General features: G+C 33.7%; 18 protein-coding genes. 4 read left to right on the top strand and 14 right to left on the bottom strand.

Going from position 1 to position 19,589, the window contains the following annotated elements; translation table 11 throughout:
- Position 1 precedes the first annotated feature (1 nt).
- From pepV to ACP3TL_RS03025, 4 genes are all read right to left on the bottom strand, one after another.
- Positions 2-1,411, bottom strand: coding sequence for a dipeptidase PepV (gene pepV / locus ACP3TL_RS03040; protein ID WP_046465597.1), 1,410 nt, complete (start codon positions 1,409-1,411; stop codon positions 2-4).
- Between the two features lie 387 nt (positions 1,412-1,798).
- Positions 1,799-2,209, bottom strand: coding sequence for a YtxH domain-containing protein (locus ACP3TL_RS03035; RefSeq protein WP_046465598.1), 411 nt, complete (start codon positions 2,207-2,209; stop codon positions 1,799-1,801).
- A 15-nt stretch (positions 2,210-2,224) separates the two neighbouring features.
- Positions 2,225-2,923 (bottom strand): pseudouridine synthase, encoded by a 699-nt coding sequence (locus tag ACP3TL_RS03030; protein ID WP_046465599.1) that lies wholly within the window; start codon positions 2,921-2,923, stop codon positions 2,225-2,227.
- The gene (locus tag ACP3TL_RS03025; RefSeq protein WP_046465600.1) at positions 2,920-4,557 is read right to left on the bottom strand and encodes a putative polysaccharide biosynthesis protein; all 1,638 of its coding nucleotides are present in this window, start codon (positions 4,555-4,557) and stop codon (positions 2,920-2,922) included. Before ACP3TL_RS03025 ends, ACP3TL_RS03030 begins: the two co-directional genes overlap by 4 nt.
- Before the next feature lie 121 nt (positions 4,558-4,678).
- Between ACP3TL_RS03025 and ACP3TL_RS03020 the strand changes: the two genes are divergently transcribed.
- Positions 4,679-5,938 carry a BaiN/RdsA family NAD(P)/FAD-dependent oxidoreductase gene (locus ACP3TL_RS03020; protein WP_046465601.1) on the top strand — a complete coding sequence of 420 codons (1,260 nt, stop codon included), beginning with the start codon at positions 4,679-4,681 and terminating at the stop codon, positions 5,936-5,938.
- A gap of 269 nt (positions 5,939-6,207) precedes the next feature.
- Here ACP3TL_RS03020 and ACP3TL_RS03015 read toward each other — a convergent pair whose 3' ends face one another.
- The 3 genes from ACP3TL_RS03015 to ACP3TL_RS03005 form a co-directional block, all read right to left on the bottom strand.
- Positions 6,208-6,519, bottom strand: coding sequence for a rhodanese-like domain-containing protein (locus ACP3TL_RS03015; RefSeq protein ID WP_046465602.1), 312 nt, complete (start codon positions 6,517-6,519; stop codon positions 6,208-6,210).
- 18 nt (positions 6,520-6,537) lie between these two features.
- Positions 6,538-8,952 (bottom strand): leucine--tRNA ligase, encoded by a 2,415-nt coding sequence (leuS, locus tag ACP3TL_RS03010; protein ID WP_046465603.1) that lies wholly within the window; start codon positions 8,950-8,952, stop codon positions 6,538-6,540.
- A gap of 396 nt (positions 8,953-9,348) precedes the next feature.
- Entirely contained in the window at positions 9,349-10,518 is a 1,170-nt protein-coding gene (locus ACP3TL_RS03005) for an MDR family MFS transporter (RefSeq protein WP_046465604.1), read from the bottom strand.
- 110 nt (positions 10,519-10,628) lie between these two features.
- Between ACP3TL_RS03005 and mnmL the strand changes: the two genes are divergently transcribed.
- The gene (gene mnmL, locus ACP3TL_RS03000) at positions 10,629-11,582 is read left to right on the top strand and encodes a tRNA modification radical SAM protein MnmL/YtqA (RefSeq protein ID WP_046465605.1); all 954 of its coding nucleotides are present in this window, start codon (positions 10,629-10,631) and stop codon (positions 11,580-11,582) included.
- Complete coding sequence (gene mnmM / locus ACP3TL_RS02995) at positions 11,579-12,139, top strand: tRNA 5-(aminomethyl)-2-thiouridylate-methyltransferase MnmM (RefSeq protein ID WP_046465606.1); 561 nt, start codon at positions 11,579-11,581, stop codon at positions 12,137-12,139. The genes mnmL and mnmM overlap by 4 nt, the downstream gene beginning before the upstream one ends.
- 131 nt (positions 12,140-12,270) lie before the next feature.
- Here the strand turns inward: mnmM and ACP3TL_RS02990 are convergent, their stop codons facing one another.
- From ACP3TL_RS02990 to ACP3TL_RS02980, 3 genes are all read right to left on the bottom strand, one after another.
- Entirely contained in the window at positions 12,271-12,672 is a 402-nt protein-coding gene (locus ACP3TL_RS02990) for a transcriptional regulator, SarA/Rot family (protein WP_021339039.1), read from the bottom strand.
- Positions 12,673-12,821: 149 nt separating this feature from the next.
- A complete protein-coding gene (locus ACP3TL_RS02985) occupies positions 12,822-13,778 on the bottom strand; it encodes an L-lactate dehydrogenase (RefSeq protein ID WP_285325701.1) in 957 nt (318 codons plus the stop codon).
- A gap of 247 nt (positions 13,779-14,025) precedes the next feature.
- On the bottom strand, positions 14,026-14,850 hold the full coding sequence (locus ACP3TL_RS02980) for an alpha/beta fold hydrolase (protein WP_277575899.1): 825 nt from the start codon (positions 14,848-14,850) through the stop codon (positions 14,026-14,028).
- A gap of 264 nt (positions 14,851-15,114) precedes the next feature.
- Between ACP3TL_RS02980 and ACP3TL_RS02975 the strand changes: the two genes are divergently transcribed.
- Positions 15,115-16,116 carry a proline dehydrogenase family protein gene (locus ACP3TL_RS02975; RefSeq protein WP_069818198.1) on the top strand — a complete coding sequence of 334 codons (1,002 nt, stop codon included), beginning with the start codon at positions 15,115-15,117 and terminating at the stop codon, positions 16,114-16,116.
- Between the two features lie 113 nt (positions 16,117-16,229).
- Here the strand turns inward: ACP3TL_RS02975 and ribH are convergent, their stop codons facing one another.
- From ribH to ribD, 4 genes are read right to left on the bottom strand one after another with little or no spacing between them, the layout of a single operon-like run.
- Positions 16,230-16,688 (bottom strand): 6,7-dimethyl-8-ribityllumazine synthase, encoded by a 459-nt coding sequence (gene ribH / locus ACP3TL_RS02970; RefSeq protein ID WP_046465610.1) that lies wholly within the window; start codon positions 16,686-16,688, stop codon positions 16,230-16,232.
- A gap of 12 nt (positions 16,689-16,700) precedes the next feature.
- Positions 16,701-17,882: a bifunctional 3,4-dihydroxy-2-butanone-4-phosphate synthase/GTP cyclohydrolase II gene (locus ACP3TL_RS02965; RefSeq protein WP_046465611.1), complete on the bottom strand. Its 1,182-nt coding sequence runs from the start codon at positions 17,880-17,882 to the stop codon at positions 16,701-16,703.
- Positions 17,883-17,892: 10 nt separating this feature from the next.
- Entirely contained in the window at positions 17,893-18,525 is a 633-nt protein-coding gene (gene ribE, locus ACP3TL_RS02960) for a riboflavin synthase (protein ID WP_046465612.1), read from the bottom strand.
- Positions 18,526-18,531: 6 nt separating this feature from the next.
- Positions 18,532-19,575: a bifunctional diaminohydroxyphosphoribosylaminopyrimidine deaminase/5-amino-6-(5-phosphoribosylamino)uracil reductase RibD gene (ribD, locus tag ACP3TL_RS02955; protein ID WP_285336726.1), complete on the bottom strand. Its 1,044-nt coding sequence runs from the start codon at positions 19,573-19,575 to the stop codon at positions 18,532-18,534.
- Between the last annotated feature and the right edge of the window lie 14 nt (positions 19,576-19,589).

Below are 19,589 nucleotides of genomic sequence, written 5' to 3'. Positions count from 1 at the left end.
TTTATTCCTCCACACACAAAGTATATAGTGATTCTAAGTAGATACTCGTCGCATCAAACAATTGCTTTTTACTGATATATTCATTTTTTTGGTGCATTAAATCTTCAGAATCACTGAACATTGCGCCAAAGGCAACACCTTTGTCTAAATTACGTGCGTATGTGCCACCACCAATTGTGTATGGTTCTGTTTCGTCACCTGTTTGATTTCTATAGGCTTGTACTAACGTTTGAACGAATGGATCATCTTTTTCTACATAATGCGGTGTTTGGTTTTTACCTAATTCAATTGAAAATCCAAGTGGTTGAACTTCACTCTTGAAGCGCGTCATTGCTTCTTCAAATTCAAATCCTTGTGGATATCTTAAATTAACACCAAATGTTCCACCTTCAACATTGTCATAAGACATGACACCTATATTCGTCGTTAAATCACCCATAACATCTGTGTGGAATTTCATACCCATTTTTTCTCCAAAATGAGAATTAAATAAATATTTTTCACTGAAATTCACGAAATTAGCTGCTGTTTTGTCTAAATCTAGACTAGATAAGAAATTCAACAAGTACAAACCAGCATTAACACCTATAGAAGGATCCATACCATGTACGGCTTTTCCTTGAACTTTTAATACAAGTACGCCACTATCAACGATGCTTTCCCCTTCAATATTGTTCTCGTGAACAAATTGTTCGAAGTTTTGAATGACATCAGTCATGTTTTCTTTTACAGATACATTCGCCACAGCTTCATCAGGTACCATATTATATCTTTGTCCTGAATTGAATGAAATTAATTCATATTCTGGCTCGTCTTGGTCTTCTGCTTTTTCGTTTTGAATCACATCAAAAGTAGTAATACCCTTTTCGCCGTGAATTGCAGGGAATTCTGCATCTGGTGCAAATCCTAAAGCAGGCATTTCTTCAGTTTCAAAATAACGCTCAGTACATTGCCAATCAGATTCTTCGTCAGTGCCTATTATAATATGTATACGTTTTTTCCAATTTACATTCATATCATTTAATATTTTAACTGCATAGTACGCTGCAATTGTTGGTCCCTTATCATCAAGCGTACCTCTTGCAATAATTTTATCATCTGTCACAACTGGATCAAATGGGTCAGAATCCCAACCTTCTCCAGCAGGCACGACATCAACATGGCATAATATACCAAAAACATCTTCTCCAGCACCCGCTTCAATTCGACCAGCAATATGGTCTACATCATGTGTGCCAAATCCGTCACGTTCAGCTATTTTGTACATGTAATCTAAGGCTTTTCGTGGACCAGGTCCAACTGGATATTCTGTTGATGCTTTATTATCTTCCCTAACACTCTCAATAGATAATAAACCTTTCAAATCTTCAATGATTAGATCTTCATATTCTTTCACTTTGTCTTTCCACATTTGTGATCCACTTCCTTCTCCAAACTTATATATTTAATATTTTACATGATGTGTGGCAGAAACTACAGTGAGATGTCATTATTTTTTAAAAATTCCAACTGTTTCGCTAACAGATAAAACAGTTCAACCTATATATATTAATATATTTCAAAAACTGTATTAACATAAAAAAGAGGTGAGATAAAATACATATCTCAGCCTCAATGATTAATTTGGCAGTGGTTGACTGAATTGAAAAAGCGCTTCAGCGCTTGTATTCCATTTTCTAGTCTGCTTTGCCGGACTGGGTTCATACGACGAAATCTTGTTAAAAATATAGATTTCTGCCACACACGTATAAAAAAACCTAGTTCATTAAAATGAACTAGGTCGCCAAATAGTAATTTACTATTTATTATCACGTTTATTACTATTATTTTTTAATTCTTCTTCAGTTACGACACGTAGATTATTAGAAGGGTCTCCGCCTTCATCATCGAATCTAGCTTCTTCAATCTCTACGTCTTCTTTTTTAACACTATTTTTGAAATTATTTTTTTGATCTTTAAGATAACCTTTAGGGTCTTGTTTTACTTTTGAAGCATAACCTTTAGGATCTTGTTTTACTTCGCTATAAGTTTCGCCTGCTTTTGAACTAATTTGACTAGCGATATCTTTCGCGTTTTGTTTATATGATTCTGGATTAGATTTGTATTTGCCATACTCATCTTTCAATCTATCTCTATTTTCTTTTTTAGAAAGAACAACTGCAGCCGCTGCTCCACCAATACCTAATACTGCTTTAAATAAATTTGACATAAAAACACCTCTTCATTATTTTAATCCTAATTGTTTAAAATCTTGTTGAGTTAAATGACGAAATTCTCCTGGCGCTAATGCTGAATCTAGCTTTAAGTCGCCAATGCTAATACGTTTCAAAGCTAAAACTTCATTATCTATAGCATGAAACATACGCTTAACCTGATGATACCTTCCTTCGTATATTGTGACAAATGATTTGTTCTTTTCATCACCTTCAACTAATTGAGCAGGTTTCGCCAATCCCTCATTTAATTCAATACCCGTTTTAAAGGATTCTATATCATTTTTTGTAATAGTTTTTTCAGAAATCACTTCATATGTCTTAGAAACATGCTTTGTTGGACTCATCAATTGGTGGTTAAACTGCCCATCATTCGTGATGAGCAATAACCCTTCAGTATCTTTATCCAAACGACCAACTGGAAATAGTTCTAAATATCTAAATTCATCTACTAAGTCTATAACAGTCTGTTGATTATTGTCTTCAGTAGCTGATAAATACCCTTTTGGTTTATTTAACATCAAATAGATTTTATCTATATACTGAATTTGCGTTTCATTGACGCTTACAATATCCGTTTCTGGATTAATTTGAATTTTTGGTGACTTCTCTTTTTTATCATTCACGGTAACATTGCCTTTTTTTAATAACTGTTTCACTTCTGTACGTGTTCCTACGCCCATATTAGCTAAGAATTTATCTATTCTCATTCTACAATACCTAACTTACGTCTAATTTTCTGTGGAATATCACCTAAAAACTGATCTGCAAGTCTTGTCTTCATTGTCATGCTAGCATAAACTAACATACCTACAATTACACTAACAATAATTATAATCAGCGATCCAAATTTAGATTGTGTTGAAATAAATAATTGTAAGATAAAGAATGTTAACTCAACTGATATCATCATAATTAAGCTATATAAGAATATTTTACCAAAGTGTAACCATGTTTCTGAAAAATCAAATTTAGCGTGTTTTTTAAGTATATACAGATTACATGATACTGCAAATAACAATGCAATTGCCGTACTTAATATCGCACCAGCAGAATGGAACGCTAAAATTAATGGCGTATTTAATACTACTTTTATTACAACTGCTGCTAATATAACAAATACTGTTAATTTTTGTTTATCAATGCCTTGTAACATAGATGCTGTTACACTCAGTAAACCAATTAGAATCGCTACTGGCGCATAGTAGAATAGCATTTGGCTACCATCAACATTATAACTATAAAAGACTGTATATAATGGTAACGCTAATGCCATAATACCTAAACTTGCAGGCACTGTGATGAACATTAAAACACCTAACGACGTTCGCATTTGTCTGTGCATCTCATGCAATTCACCCTTTGCATAAGTTTTCGTAATAAATGGAATTAAACTTACTGCAAAACCTGCTGATAATGCTGTTGGAATCATCACAATTTTGTTTGTCGTCATGTTTAAAATTGTAAAGAAATAGTCATGCATATGACTTGGAACGCCAGCTAAACCGAGTGCACTGTTATGTGTAAATTGATCGACTAAATTAAATAATGGGAAATTTAAACTCACAATGACGAACGGGATACTGTAAGAAATAATTTCCTTATACATTTTACCGTATGATACATCGATACCCGTTGTATCCGTTGCAACCATTTTTTCAATATTAGGCTTTCTTTTTCTCCAGTAATACCATAGCGTGAAAATCCCTGCAATTGCTCCTACAGCCGCTGCAAATGTAGCAATACCATTAGCTGCAAGTACACTACCGTTAAATACATTAAGCACTAAATAACTACCAACTAAAATAAATAGTATACGTGCGATTTGTTCGATAACTTCTGACACTGCCGTCGGCCCCATAGATTTGTAACCTTGGAACACACCACGCCATGTAGCAAGTAGCGGGATAAAAATAACTACCATACTAATAATTCTAATAATCCATGTAATTTCATCTACTGACCATCCGCCATTTGCACCTGCTTTATTTGCTAAAGTAATAGATGCAATTGTTGGAGCTAATAAATATAAGATGAAAAAACCTATAAATCCTGTTACAGTCATAACAAGAAAGCTTGATTTGTACAGTTTCTCACTTACCCTATATGCGCCCATTGCATTATATTTAGATACATATTTAGACGCTGCTAATGGGACGCCCGCAGTTGCAATAGCAATCGCTATATTATACGGGGTGTATGCATAGTTGAAAGGCGCCAAATTTTCCTCTCCACCAATAATCGAGTAGAATGGAATAATATATATAACACCTAAAACCTTAGTAATCAAAATACTAAGCGTAATTAAAAAGGTGCCCCTCACTAATTCTTTACTTTCACTCATTCAGATCTTCCTATCTCAAATTAATTTTTACACTCATAACTTTAATAATAACGTTATAACTACTTTTTTTCAAAAGTATATTACTATAAAATAACACTATATAGCTAAGGGAGGCAATAAAATGTATCAAACAATTATAATCGGTGGTGGGCCAAGTGGACTCATGGCTGCCGCTGCAGCAAGTCAAAATAGTGAAAATGTTTTATTAATTGAAAAGAAAAAAGGATTGGGTCGCAAGCTGAAAATTTCTGGTGGTGGCCGCTGTAATGTTACTAACCGCCTTCCTTATGATGAAATTATTAAAAACATACCGGGTAATGGAAAGTTTTTATATAGCCCTTTCTCTGTATTTGATAATGAATCCATCATTCAATTTTTCGAATCCAGAGGTGTAGGTTTAAAAGAAGAAGATCATGGTCGTATGTTTCCAGTATCTAATAAAGCACAAGACGTGGTAGATGCACTCATTCATACGTTACAACAAAATAATGTCGACGTTAAAGAAGAATCAACTGTTCAATCTATTGAATATACGCCCCAACAAACGTTTGAAGTTATGCTAAATGATCAACAACAATTTGAAAGTAAGAGTCTTATTATTGCGACTGGTGGTACTAGTGTACCCAAAACTGGTTCTACTGGAGATGGTTATAAATTCGCTAAACATTTAGGGCATACAATTACAGAATTATTTCCAACCGAAGTCCCTATAACATCTTCTGAACCATTTATTAAGAACAAACGTTTAAAAGGATTAAGTTTAAAAGATGTTGCACTATCCGTATTAAAAAAGAATGGCAAACAACGTATCACACATCAAATGGATATGATATTCACACATTTTGGTATAAGTGGCCCTGCCGCACTGAGATGTAGTCAATTTGTATATAAAGAGCAAAAAAGTCAAAAACAAAAAGAGATTCAGATGCAACTTGATGTTTTTCCAAATCTGAGTGTCGCTCAATTAGAAGCACAAATTAGAAATATATTAAAAGATACACCTGACAAATATATTAAAAATAGTTTGCACGGGTTAATCGAAGAACGTTATTTATTATTCATTATTGAACAAGCACAAATTAGTGATGACTTAACTGCTCACCATATTTCAAATGCACAAATTAATAAATTAGTTGAATTATTTAAAGGATTTACTTTTACTGTCAATGGAACGTTGCCCATCGATAAAGCTTTTGTAACTGGTGGTGGTGTGTCATTAAAAGAAATACACCCTAAATCTATGATGTCAAAACACGTACCAGGGTTATTTTTATGCGGTGAAGTATTAGATATACATGGTTACACAGGCGGATATAATATCACAAGCGCTTTAGTCACTGGTAATGTAGCCGGTTCAAACGCGGGTGAATTTCATCTTTAATGCTGAAATATAAGCTTCACAAATCAAAACAAACAAAATGCTCTTATAGCATTTTGTTTGTTTTTTTGATTTGTATTTTTCTTTGAAGTAATCTTTGTCTTCGACAAGTTCATAGCTAAAGACTATAAGATGATGTTGCGCTTATGGAATACCTGCACAAAAAATGCCAACAAAGTCAGAGACTTTGTCGACATTTTAAAATTGCAATTAACGCTCTAAAAATAAAACTTACAATATTTTCAATTCAATATTATAAGCTTTATTTTAACTTAAATACTATTGATTTCTAAACCTTCGTCGCCCCATGCATCCATGCCGCCTTCAACGTTAACTGCATGGATATCATTTTGCTCAAGGTATTGTACTACTTGTGCACTACGACCGCCCACTTTACAGATGGTGTAGTATGTTTCATCTTTATTAAAATGATTTAATTCATCCGGAACTTGATTCATCGGTATTGTTTCTGCGCCTGGTATCACACCCATAGCTGTTTCTTCATCTGTTCTAACATCAACGATATGAATTGGGTCACTATCTAAAATTTTCTCTTTTAATTCATCAATTGTTATAGATTCCATAAATAATTCCTCCTGTTATTATTGAGCTACAATGTTAACTAATTTTTTCGGTACTGCAATGACTTTCTTAATTTCTTTACCTTCAATTTCAGCTTTAACATTTTCATTACCAAGTGCTAATTGTTCCATTTCTTCTTTTGAAGTGTCTTTAGGGACATTAATCTTAGCACGTACTTTACCGTTCACTTGAACAACAATCTCGATTTCATCATCAACGAGTAATGATTCATCATATGAAGGCCATGGTTGATAAGTGATTGTTTCTTCATGTCCAAGTTGCGTCCATAATTCTTCAGATATATGTGGCGCAATTGGTGCCAACATTTTAATGAAACCTTCAATGTATGGTTTGTAAATTTCATCTGCTTTATAACAATCATTAATAAATACCATAAGTTGACTTATTGCAGTATTGAAATTCAACGTATTATAATCTTCAGTTACTTTTTTCACTGTTTGATGATAACTCTTATCTAAAGCTTTACTGTTATTGTTTACCACTTTATCAGAAATCAAACCATCATCAGTTACTAATAAGCGCCAAACTCTATCTAAGAAACGTCTAGAGCCGTCCAGACCATTTTCGCTCCATGCAATTGCTGCATCAAGTGGTCCCATAAACATTTCATACATACGTAAAGTATCAGCACCATGTGATTTCACGATATCATCTGGGTTGATTACATTACCTTTTGACTTACTCATTTTTTCATTACCTTCACCAAGTATCATGCCTTGGTTAAATAATTTTTGGAATGGTTCTTTTGTAGGAACTACACCTAAATCATATAAAACTTTATGCCAGAATCTCGCATATAATAAGTGAAGTACTGCGTGTTCTACACCACCAATATATAAATCAACCGGTAGCCAGTGTTTTAATTTTTCTGGATCTGCAAGCATTTGGTCATTATCAGGATCAATATATCTTAAATAATACCAACAGCTACCTGCCCATTGTGGCATCGTATTTGTTTCGCGACGACCTTTCATTCCAGTTTCTTCATCAACCACATTAACAAAATCTGAAATGTTAGCTAATGGAGATTCACCTGTACCTGAAGGCTTGATTTCATCCGTTTCAGGTAAAAGTAATGGTAGTTCTTCTTCTGGAACAGTGGTCATTGAACCATCTTCCCAATGAATTACAGGTATTGGTTCACCCCAATATCTTTGGCGACTAAATAACCAGTCTCGTAATTTATAATTTACTTTGCGAGTACCCGCACCTTTTTGTTCCAACAATTCAATTGCTTTTGCAATCGCTTCTTCGTTGTATAAACCATTTAACTCACCTGAATTAACATGTGGTCCATCTCCATCATAGGCTTCTTGCGATAAGTCTCCACCTTCGATAACTTCTAAAATTGGCAAATCAAATGTTTTTGCGAATTCATAGTCTCTTTGGTCTCCACTTGGTACTGCCATAACTGCACCAGTTCCATATGTGGCAAGCACATAATCAGCAATCCAAATTGGCACTTGTTGCCCCGATAAAGGATTCGTTGCATATGCGCCAGTGAACACACCTGATTTTTCTTTAGATAAACCTGTACGTTCTAAGTCTGACTTTTTAGCCGCTTCTTGTTGATAATCTTTGATAGCTGCTTCTTGATCAGCTGTTGTAATTTCATTTACTAGTTCATGTTCAGGACTTAACACTAAGAAGGTTGCGCCGTATACAGTATCTGCACGTGTTGTAAACACTTCAATTTGGGCATCACTGTCTTCTACGTCGAATGCGATAGCAGCCCCTTCTGAACGACCAATCCAGTTACGTTGCATGTCTTTTAAAGACTCAGGCCAATCTAAATCATTTAAATCTTCAAGTAAACGATCTGCATATTCAGTAATTTTCAATACCCACTGTTTCATTGGTTTTCTTACCACAGGGTGGCCGCCACGTTCAGACAAACCGTCAATAACTTCTTCATTTGAAAGTACTGTACCAAGTTCTGGACACCAGTTTACTGCAACTTCATCTACGTAAGCGAGTCCTTTATTATATAATTGAATAAAAATCCATTGCGTCCATTTATAATATTCTGGGTCTGTAGTATTCACTTCTCTATCCCAATCATAACTGAAACCTAATTCTTTAATTTGACGTTTAAACGTCTGAATATTCTTTTTAGTAAATTCACGAGGATCATTCCCAGTGTCTAAGGCATACTGTTCTGCAGGAAGACCAAATGCATCCCACCCCATTGGATGTAACACATTATATCCTTGCATACGTTTATAACGAGAAATAATATCTGTAGCTGTATAACCTTCTGGATGCCCTACATGAAGTCCTGCACCTGATGGGTATGGAAACATGTCTAGCGCATAGAATTTTTTTTGACCTAAATTATCGCTCGTTTTAAAAGTTTTATGTTCTGCCCAATAATCCTGCCATTTCTTTTCAATTTCATTATGATTGTAGTTCACTACTTTTCCTCCTATTCAATAAAAAAACACCTCAAACTATTATCGACTTCAAAAGGGACGACTTTCACCGCGGTACCACCCAGTTTCACATTAAATGTGCGCTCATTTAAATTAATAGTTAGAGATGTTATAAATTCATTTAAGTCCTGGTAAGTTCACTCAATGCTTAACACTAGGTTCCACCTTTCCTAGTTCTCTGTAGAAAAGCTTTCAAGTTACTACTCCTATACATTACTAATGATATTTGAAAAAAGGTTTTATTTCAAGTGGAAAACGTGAAATAAAGCTACACTAAAAGTTTCTGTGTGGCGATTTATTAGTTTTTATAAAAAAATCGAACAGGCGCCTTACACCTGTTCGAGAAAATGATTAAACTTTTTATTTTCCACGTATAACTTATACGTCTTTTGGTAATTTCCTATCATAAATCATTAAGAAAAACACTGCAATAACTAATAACCCTATCATACTTAAAAACATCGCTTGCATATTTAGTGTATCTACAAGGACCCCACCTATAAGTGGACCAAAAGCCTTACCAACAGTTGCTGCTGAGTTAACATACCCTTGAAACGCTCCTTCTTTCCCTTTTGGTGCTAATTGGTTTGCAATTGTTGGAACAGCTGGCCAAACAAACATTTCACCTAATGTCAGTATAATCATACCTATCATGAACACTGAAAATTGTTCAGCAAAACTCGTCACTAAAAATGACACTATGAAAATCGATATACCTACTAACATTTGATATTTCAAATTACCTTTTAGCAACCTGATCACCGGCATAATTAGTGGTTGTGCAACCAGAATCATAATACCATTAACAGTCCATAACAAACTGTATTGGCTCATTGACATATTAATTTCTTGAGTGAAAGAAGCAATCGTACTCTCCCATTGAATATATGCAATCCAACAAATACTAAACATCACGCATAAAAGTGACAACGCAGTAAATTGAACTCTATTTTGTTTAGATAATAAAGACATCGTATCATTCGATTTTACTTTCACATCAAGTTTAATATTAAATTGTGTAATTGCTACCACTGCAAATGCTACATACATTAATAAGTTAGCTATAAATATATAATTGAAACTCAACTCTGCCACAAAACCTCCGGATGCTGCCCCTATAGCGACGCCTAAATTTTGCGCTAAATAGATTGCGTTAAATGTTTGACGGCCACCTTGAGGCCATGCAGCGCCTGCGAGTGCATAAATAGCTGGAATAATCATACCCCCACCAAAACCTAATGCTACGAGCCAAACCGCATACCAAGGCCATCCGTGGAAGAAATTCAAGAGTGTTGTACTGATTAAACATATAACAGTACCTATCATAATTGTTGGATAGCCACCTAATTTATCAAATAAATTACCACCTAACAAATTGCCAATGACCATACCAAACGAATTAATCATTAGGACAAAGCCAGCCATTGTAAGACTTTTATCTAATTGTTCATTCATATAAATTGTATTTAAGGGCCATAAAAAACTTGAGCCAGTGATATTTAATGCCATCCCAATAACTAACCACCACACTGATTTAGGCATTTTCATAACAGTAAGCTCCTCTCTATTTTAAAAATTTCTAATTTTACACTAAACACTATATCATTAAAATATGTTAAAATCTTTAACTAGAATGAATTCAGAAAGGAAAATGTTTTATGGGACAATTTTTCCCTTACGCATTCGAGAATAAAAGATATCACACTTGGAATTATCACTTAAAAAATAAATTCGGACAAAAGATTTTCAAAGTAGCAATTGACGGTGGCTTTGATTGTCCTAATAGAGACGGTACTGTAGCACATGGAGGATGTACTTTCTGTTCAGCTGCAGGTAGCGGAGATTTTGCAGGTAATCGTGTGGATCCAATCGATGTACAATTTCAACAAATTAAAGATAGAATGCACGAAAAATGGAGTGACGGTCAATACATTGCTTACTTCCAAGCATTTACAAATACGCATGCACCTGTCGAAGAATTACGTGAAAAATATGAAACTGCTTTGAAGGAACCTGGTGTTGTTGGCCTTTCAATAGGTACAAGACCTGATTGTTTGCCTGATGATGTGGTTGAGTATTTGGCAGAGTTAAATGAGCGTACATATTTATGGGTAGAGCTTGGCTTACAAACGGTACACCAAGAAACATCAGATTTAATCAATCGCGCGCATGATATGCAAACATATTATGAAGGTATCGCTAAATTACGTAAGCATAACATTAATATTTGTACGCATATTATTAATGGTTTGCCAGGCGAAGACTATACGATGATGATGGAAACGGCTAAAGAAGTCGCTCAAATGGATGTCCAAGGTATTAAAATTCATTTACTTCATTTACTTAAAGGTACGCCAATGGTGAAACAGTATGATAAAGGCATGTTAGAATTTATGACACAGGATGAATATACTAAATTAGTTTGTGATCAATTAGAAATCATTCCAAAAGAAATGATTGTTCATAGAATTACTGGTGATGGTCCGATTGATTTAATGGTAGGTCCAATGTGGAGTGTTAATAAATGGGAAGTATTGAACGAAATTGATAATGAACTAGGTCGCAGAGAATCATATCAAGGAAAACATTTTGAAAGTACGATAAAATCATGAAATTAGAACGCATTTTACCATTTGCGAAAACGTTGCTTCAACAACATATGACATCAGAAAGCATTGTCATAGATGCTACTTGTGGTAATGGCAATGACACACTTTTTCTTGCGCAACAAGTGCCTCACGGTAAAGTATATGCATTTGATATCCAAACAGAAGCTATAAGTAATACAAAACAAAAAACTGAAGGTTATGACAATGTAATGTTGATTCAAGATAGTCATGCGCATGTAAAACAGCATATTCAAGAGATTGAAGCTGGTAAAGTGGATGCTGCCATTTTCAATTTAGGATATTTACCTAAAGGTGATAAATCGATTGTTACCCACCCTGAAAGTACATTATCAGCTATCAACTCAATTTTTGACATATTAGCTCCGGAAGGCGTCATTATTTTAGTGATCTACCATGGTCATGATGAAGGTAAATTAGAACGTGATGCTGTAATTGAATATTTGTCACAGTTTGATCAAACTAAAGCACATGTATTGCAATATCAATTTATCAATCAACAGAATAACCCGCCGTTCATCTGTGCACTTGAAAAAATTTAGACTGTGAATACCTCATGAGTTCAAGATATAATTTCTTAACACAATCACGATTATTAACAATTTATTCGAAAATAAAATAAAAAAGACAAACAAAAGCCTCGGTATTTGACTACCGAGGCTTTGCTTATTCCCTATAAGTTAATGATAGATTTAAGACTAGTTTGAATGCTAGTTGATTTTGATTCAATTTCTTCTTTGAAGAAATTTAAAAGGCTTTCCCGTTGCGCTTTTAAATCTTCATTGAAATGAATGATAACTGTACGTTCGTCATTTTGTGGTCTTTCTTTAATGATCCACGCTTTTTCCACTAAATCATTATAAGTTCTTGTACGCTTATAAGATTTAATGTGCACAAAATCATCCATTTCTTTTAAAGTCATCGATCCTTCTTTCCAAAGCGTTAAAAGAATCAAAATTTCTTCTTTCGACATCTTGTACTGCTTTTGAACTTTGTTAAAGATATCTTCGATGTCATTCAACACCATTTCTAATCTTAAAACGCCATCAACATTATCAGTAAATGTCTTCCCCATAGAATAATCCCCCAATCATAGTATAAAGTTAAACATGTAAAATTAATTTATCAAAAAACATCATTCTTAGTAAATAAATTCTTCACTGAATTAACATTAGAATTTTTAATAAAATTAATCTTATATACAGTTTAAATTTAAACTATGAATTATGCAATTATATGAGATATTTTATTTTGCATTTCTTTCAAAATAGTAGCTGATTTTTCGAATAATTCGCGCTCATGGCTGTCTAGAGGCATTTCAAAAACTTTTACAGCACCTTCTTTATTTACTTGTGTTGGTACACCAATATAGACTTCTTCTTGGTTGTATTCACCTTCTAAATAACTCGAAACTGTTAGTACAACATTTTGGTTATTTAAAATTGCTTTTGTAATGTGTAATAGCCCCATTGCAATCCCATAATACGTTGCGCCCTTTGCTTGTATTATGTCGTAGGCTGCATCACGCGTATTTGTAAAAATCTCTTCTACCCTGTGTTGTTTTTCAGGGTCATCTTTTAAAAATTGATATAAAGATTGACCGGCTATATTAGCTTGAGACCATACCGCTAATTCTGAATCGCCATGTTCACCGATGATTTGACCATGCACACTACCTGGTGAAACGCCAAATTCTTCAGCTAATTCATATTTAAAACGTGCTGTATCTAAAATTGTCCCAGAGCCTATCACTTTTTCTTTCGGTAAACCAGACACTTTGTATGTCACATATGTTAAGACATCTACCGGATTGGTTGCAATTAAGAAAATACCATCGAATCCAGATTTCATAACTTCAGAAACAATTCCTTTAAAAATTTGGGTGTTTTTTTCGATAAGATCTAAGCGTGTTTCACCTGGTTTTTGAGCTGCTCCAGCAGTAATAACTACTAAATCTGCATTTGTACATTCATTATATGCGCCTGCTTTGATTTTCACTGGTGAATCACCATATGGCGCACCGTGATTTAAATCCATGACGTCGCCCTTAACTTTTTCTTCGTCTAAATCAATAATTACTAATTCATCAGCAACACCTTGAGCTACTAACGCAAAAGCATAACTTGAACCTACTGCCCCATCACCTATTAAAACTACTTTATTATTTTTAATTTGTTTCATTATATGACGCTCCTCACGTATTCAATCATTTAGTTAATGTTTGTGATTTATTTCACAATATAAATATAACAGTATTTCATGAGTTTTTCAATGACTTTGTTATATTTTTCACAAACTTCTTTTGTTAATCTTTCTAATAGATTTACATACACCATATTTCCGATAATTTTATAAAAAAAAGCATCAGATAACATTTAAAGTTTTCCGATGCTTTTCTTACTCTATTTTAGTATAAGGGTTCTTTTAATTAAGATACTTCATGTTCATCATGAACGATAAAGCCATTATTGCTTGCACTATTATTTAAAAATGCCAAAATATATCTCATTACTTCATCTCTTTCAGGTTCATTATGTACCTCATGATAAAGGCCTTCCCATGCTTTGAAATATAATTCATCGGTTGTGACTTTGTCTTTAATTAATTCCATTGTTGATACATCTGCAACTTGATCTTCTAGACCATACATTAACAATAGTGGTAATGGTTTAATATCAGTTAAATGTGTTACCGTTTCTTTCATAATTTCTATGATTTGTTTATACCAATGATAAGTTACTTTTTGCAACATCAACTGGTCATTTTTTGTTTCTTCAATTACTTCTTCGTTTCGTGTTAAGTCTTCAACTGTAATCCCTACTTTAAACCTTGTATCTTTAGCTACTTTACCTATATTTGAAATTATTTTGTCTTTACGAGATTTATTACTCTTTTTAAATTCTAAAAGTGGAGATAAAAGCATCAAACCTTCAATTGGTACTTCTACTTTTTCAAGTAAATTAAGTGTAATTAAACCACCTAAACCGACACCTAACACGTAAGTAGGTATTTTATACTCATTCGCTATTCTAATCCACTCTAGAATATGCTCATGATATACATCAAAACTGTCAATTTGACCTTTGTTAGAACGTGACGTTTGCCCTTGTCCAGGTAAATCGCCCATAATAACATGATATCCATTTCGGCGAAGCATCGTAATTACATATGCGTATCTTCCCGTATGTTCAAGCATGTTATGTGCAATTACAACGACACCTTTAGCTTCCTTTTCGGTTTCCCATTTCCACATAATACATACTTCCCCTTCTCGTTAAATTTCATTATATTTATTGTATCAAAATACGATGTACTTTTTCCATTTTAAAGATAACCATAGACGCGAAAAACTCAATTTGTTTTAAAAATTAAAAGCATCTTATAATCAACACTTTGCCATAAGTGTATTTAATAAAATAAAGTGTAATATATTCTATTGTAAACGATTTCATTCCCTTTAGATTCATGCTACACTTATATTGAAAGATCAGCTGTAAGCAGAATGGGAGGAATTAATATGCCAATTGTGAAAAATTTTTTTATCGGGTTATCTAACAACCCTTTTTTAAATAAGACTGCTAAGGAAATCGGTCCAATGCTCGGTGCTAATAAAGTGGTTGCCGGCAATACAATCGAAGCCTTATTAAACACAATTGAACGTCTAAACAGCAAGGGAATTACAGTTACTGTAGATTGCCTTGGAGAATTTGTTGTAACTGAAGGTGAAGCAATTCAATCAAAAGATCAAATATTAGAAGTGATGTATGCTATTTATAATCATAGCTTAGATGGTCACATGTCTATTAAATTAAGCCAGTTAGGCTCTGAATTTGATTTAGATCTTGCTTATCGCAATCTACGTGAAATATTATTAAAAGCGAATGAGTTTAATAATATGCATATTAATATCGATACTGAAAAGTATGATAGTTTATTTGACATCACGCAAGTGTTAGACCGTTTAAAAGGTGAATTCAAAAATGTAGGTACCGTAATTCAAGGTTATTTATATGAAGCTGATACACTTGTAGAAAAATATCCGGAATTACGATTGCGCATGGTTAAAGGCGCATATAAAGAAATTGATACAATAGCTTATCAAACTAAAGAAGACATTGACGAAAATTACATACGTTTAATTGAAAAAAGACTATTAAACGCTAAAAATGTAACTTCAATTGCCACTCATGATGATAAAGTTATTACACATATAAAACAATTTATCAAAGATAATAATATTGAAAAAAATCAGTACGAATTTCAAATGTTATATGGTTTCCGTACTGATTTAGCGGAGAAAATAGCTGGTGAAGGTAACAATTTCTGTATTTATGTACCATATGGGGATGATTGGTTTAGTTACTTTATGAGACGACTAGCTGAACGACCTCAAAATTTAAATTTAATGTTTAAAGAGTTAATGAAACCCGAAGTAATGAAAAAAGCGGGTATCGTTACAGGTGTAGTTGCTGCCTTTGGAGCAGCTAGTGCTTTAGTATATCGTCTTTTAAAAAAATAATCTTTAACAAAAAAGAATTGGACAATAACGATTTCGTTAAGTCCAATTCTTTTTATTTTAGTAGAAACACCTATATCCCTTTATAAAAAAGTTAGTGCTTCAGTCTGATTCTATTATATTTCTTTTAATAAATTAGCCATTTCTATTGCACTAATTGCTGCATCTGCACCTTTATTTCCTGCTTTTGTGCCGGCACGTTCTATTGCTTGTTCAATATTTTCAGTTGTCACAACACCGAAGATAACTGGTGTATCAGCAATATCATTTGCCTTAGAAACACCTTTCGCCACTTCATTACAAACATAATCATAATGAGAAGTAGATCCTCTTATTACACAACCTAAAGTGATTACAGCATCATATTCACCTTTTTGAGCTAATTTTTTAGCTACTAATGGAATTTCAAATGCACCTGGTACATATGCTACATCAATGTTTTCTTTCGGTACTTCATGTCGCACTAAAGTATCTTTAGCCCCGTCCAATAAACGATTTGTAATAAAATCATTAAACCTACTTACCACAATTGCTACTTTTAAATCTGAACCTATTAATTTACCTTCAAAATTCATCTTATTGCCCTCCTATATTAAATGACCCATTTTCTCTTTTTTTGTATCCATATAATCTTGATTAAATTTATTTGTTGGAACTACTAGCTCAATTCTTTTCGCAATATTTACACCATAAGTTTCTAGACTTTCGAATTTTTTGGGATTATTGCTTAACAAATTCACGCTTTCAATACCAAAATACTTTAAAATTTTTGCGGCGTCTTTGTAATCTCTCAAATCTTCGTCGAAACCTAAAGCAATATTAGCTGTCACAGTATCATAACCTTGTTCAATAAGCTCATATGCTTTCAACTTATTAATTAAACCAATACCTCTACCTTCTTGAGGTAAATATAAAATAATGCCACCATGTTCACTTATATATTTCATAGAAGCTTCAAGTTGTTCTCCACAATCACATCTTTGACTATGAAAAATATCGCCTGTCAGACAAGAAGAATGAATACGCACATTCTCAGTTTTCTTTATGTCTCCACTTACAATCGCCACAAGTTCTTCGTCACTCGTCTGTGAAGTAAAACCATACATATCAAACTTACCATGTTTAGTAGGCATTTTTACTTTTGCTTTTGCTTCTAACTTAGATGTGAGTGATTTTCTATATGTTTCTAAATCTTCAATAGAAATCATTACAAGCTCGTGCTTTTCCTTAAAGGCTTCTAATTCTTCACCTTTAGCCATAGAGCCATCTTCATTCATAATTTCACAAATTAATGCTGCTGGCTTTGCTCCTGTTAGTTTTGCTAAATCAACAGATGCTTCTGTATGACCACGTCTTTCTAACACACCATTATCTTGTGCAATTAACGGAAATAAGTGACCTGGTTTATTAAAATCACTAGCTGTTGCATTTTCTTCTATTAACGCTTTTGCTGTCATTGTTCTTTCTCCAGCACTAATACCTGTCGTCGTATTAATATGATCGACACTCACTGTAAACTCTGTACCATAAACATCAGAGTTATGACTCACCATTGGATTGAGTTCTAATTTTCTGGCTATATCTTTGCTAATTGGTGCACAGATGAGTCCTCTACCATATTTCGCCATGAAATTAACGGTATTATCTTGCATCCATTCTGTCACAGCTACTAGGTCGCCTTCGTTCTCTCTGTTTTCATCATCAACGACCACAATACTTTTACCTTTTTTAAGCTCCGCAAGCGCTGTATCTATACTATCTAATTTCATATTACCCCTCCTAAAATCCAAATGCTCTAAGTTTTTCGGTGCTTAATCCTGATTCATTATTACTGACAATTCTCTCTACATATTTGAATAACATATCAGTTTCAATATGGACCGGATCGCCTACACGTTTTTGATTTAAAATAGTGGATCTTCGCGTTTCAGGAATGAGATGAATGTCGAATTCAGCATCTTTTAATTGAAAAATAGTTAAACTTACGCCATCTACAGTTATGGATCCTTGTGGCACCATTTGTTTAATAAGTGTAGTAGTAGGCTTTATTGTTACAATTTTAGAATTATCTGATGCTTGTATACGTGTAATCTTAGCTACTTCATCTACATGCCCGAGCACAAAGTGTCCTCCAAAACGACCTTGACCACTCATCGCTCTTTCTAAATTCACTTCTGCAGATTGGTTTAAATGATTTAGATAAGTCTTATTTTCTGTACCTTTAATTACTTGTACAGAAAACGAATGCTTATTAAAATCAACAACAGTTAAACATGCGCCATTCACACTTATAGAATCTCCTATATGCATGTCTGATAAGATGGTCTCACAATCAATCGTTAAGTTAACTACAGATTGTTGTGTCGTTATTTTTTTAATCGTGCCTATTTCTTCAACAATACCGGTAAACATGATTATTCACTTCTTTCGCAACTCTAATTTAATGTTTTGCTCAAGCATTTGGGAATTAACAATTTCGAATTGTGGTACTTCTGATAATCCAAAAATGTTTTTAGTTTGATAAAATTGATAATTACCAGAACCACCTATAATTTTCGGGGCATAATATAAGATAAGTTCATTCGTATATTGAGATTGTAGAAATGCTGAAGATACGGTTGGACCCGCTTCTACTAACAATTTCCCAATTCCCTTTTGATATAAATCTATTAAAATATTTTCAATTGAACAATCAGTTAAAATAATAATTTCTACATGTTCAATATCTGTTTTCAAGTTTTTATTTTGTGTATAAATCCAAATAGGTGTATTAGCATTTTTAAACATGTCTAATTCAAAATCAATTTGGCCTGATCGCGATAAAATCACTTTTATAGGATGCTTACCTTCCTCAATTCGTGTTGTATATTGAGGGTTATCTGCATCTAACGTGCCTCTACCTGTAAGTACAGCATCATGCGTATGACGTAAGTTGAATACATCATGCTGTACGGCTGTATTCGTAATCCATTTACTTTCACCTTCATCAGTGGCCTGTTTACCGTCTAAACTACAAGCTACTTTAACTGTCACTTCAGGAACCTCTTTACTTTTGCTTATAAAGAAGTCTTTGTACAAGTGTTCTGCTTCTGCATTATGACGAAATTCAACTTCTACTCCTGCATGTTGTAATATTTCGTCACCGTTAGACGGTAAAGTCGTATCTTTTACAGCATATATGACTTTCTTTATGCCAAAATCAATAATTTTATTTACACAAGGTGGCGTTGAACCAAAATGTGTACATGGCTCTAATGAGATAAAAATGGTACCATCTTTAGCTTCATCTTGTGCCATATCTAACGCTTGTACTTCAGCATGTTTATCGCCCTTTTTTAAGTGTGCGCCCATCCCTACGATTCGGCCGTCTTTAACAACTACCGCGCCTACAGGTGGGTTTACACCCGTTTGACCATTCACCATTTTTGCTAATTGGATTGCATAATTTAAATATTGACTCACGTTATCACCTCTAA

This window comes from Staphylococcus caseorum, assembly GCF_049943195.1.
Lineage (GTDB): Bacteria > Bacillota > Bacilli > Staphylococcales > Staphylococcaceae > Staphylococcus > Staphylococcus equorum_A.
Note: the sequence above shows the minus strand (reverse complement) of the source record. Positions and strands in the feature narration are given on the sequence as shown.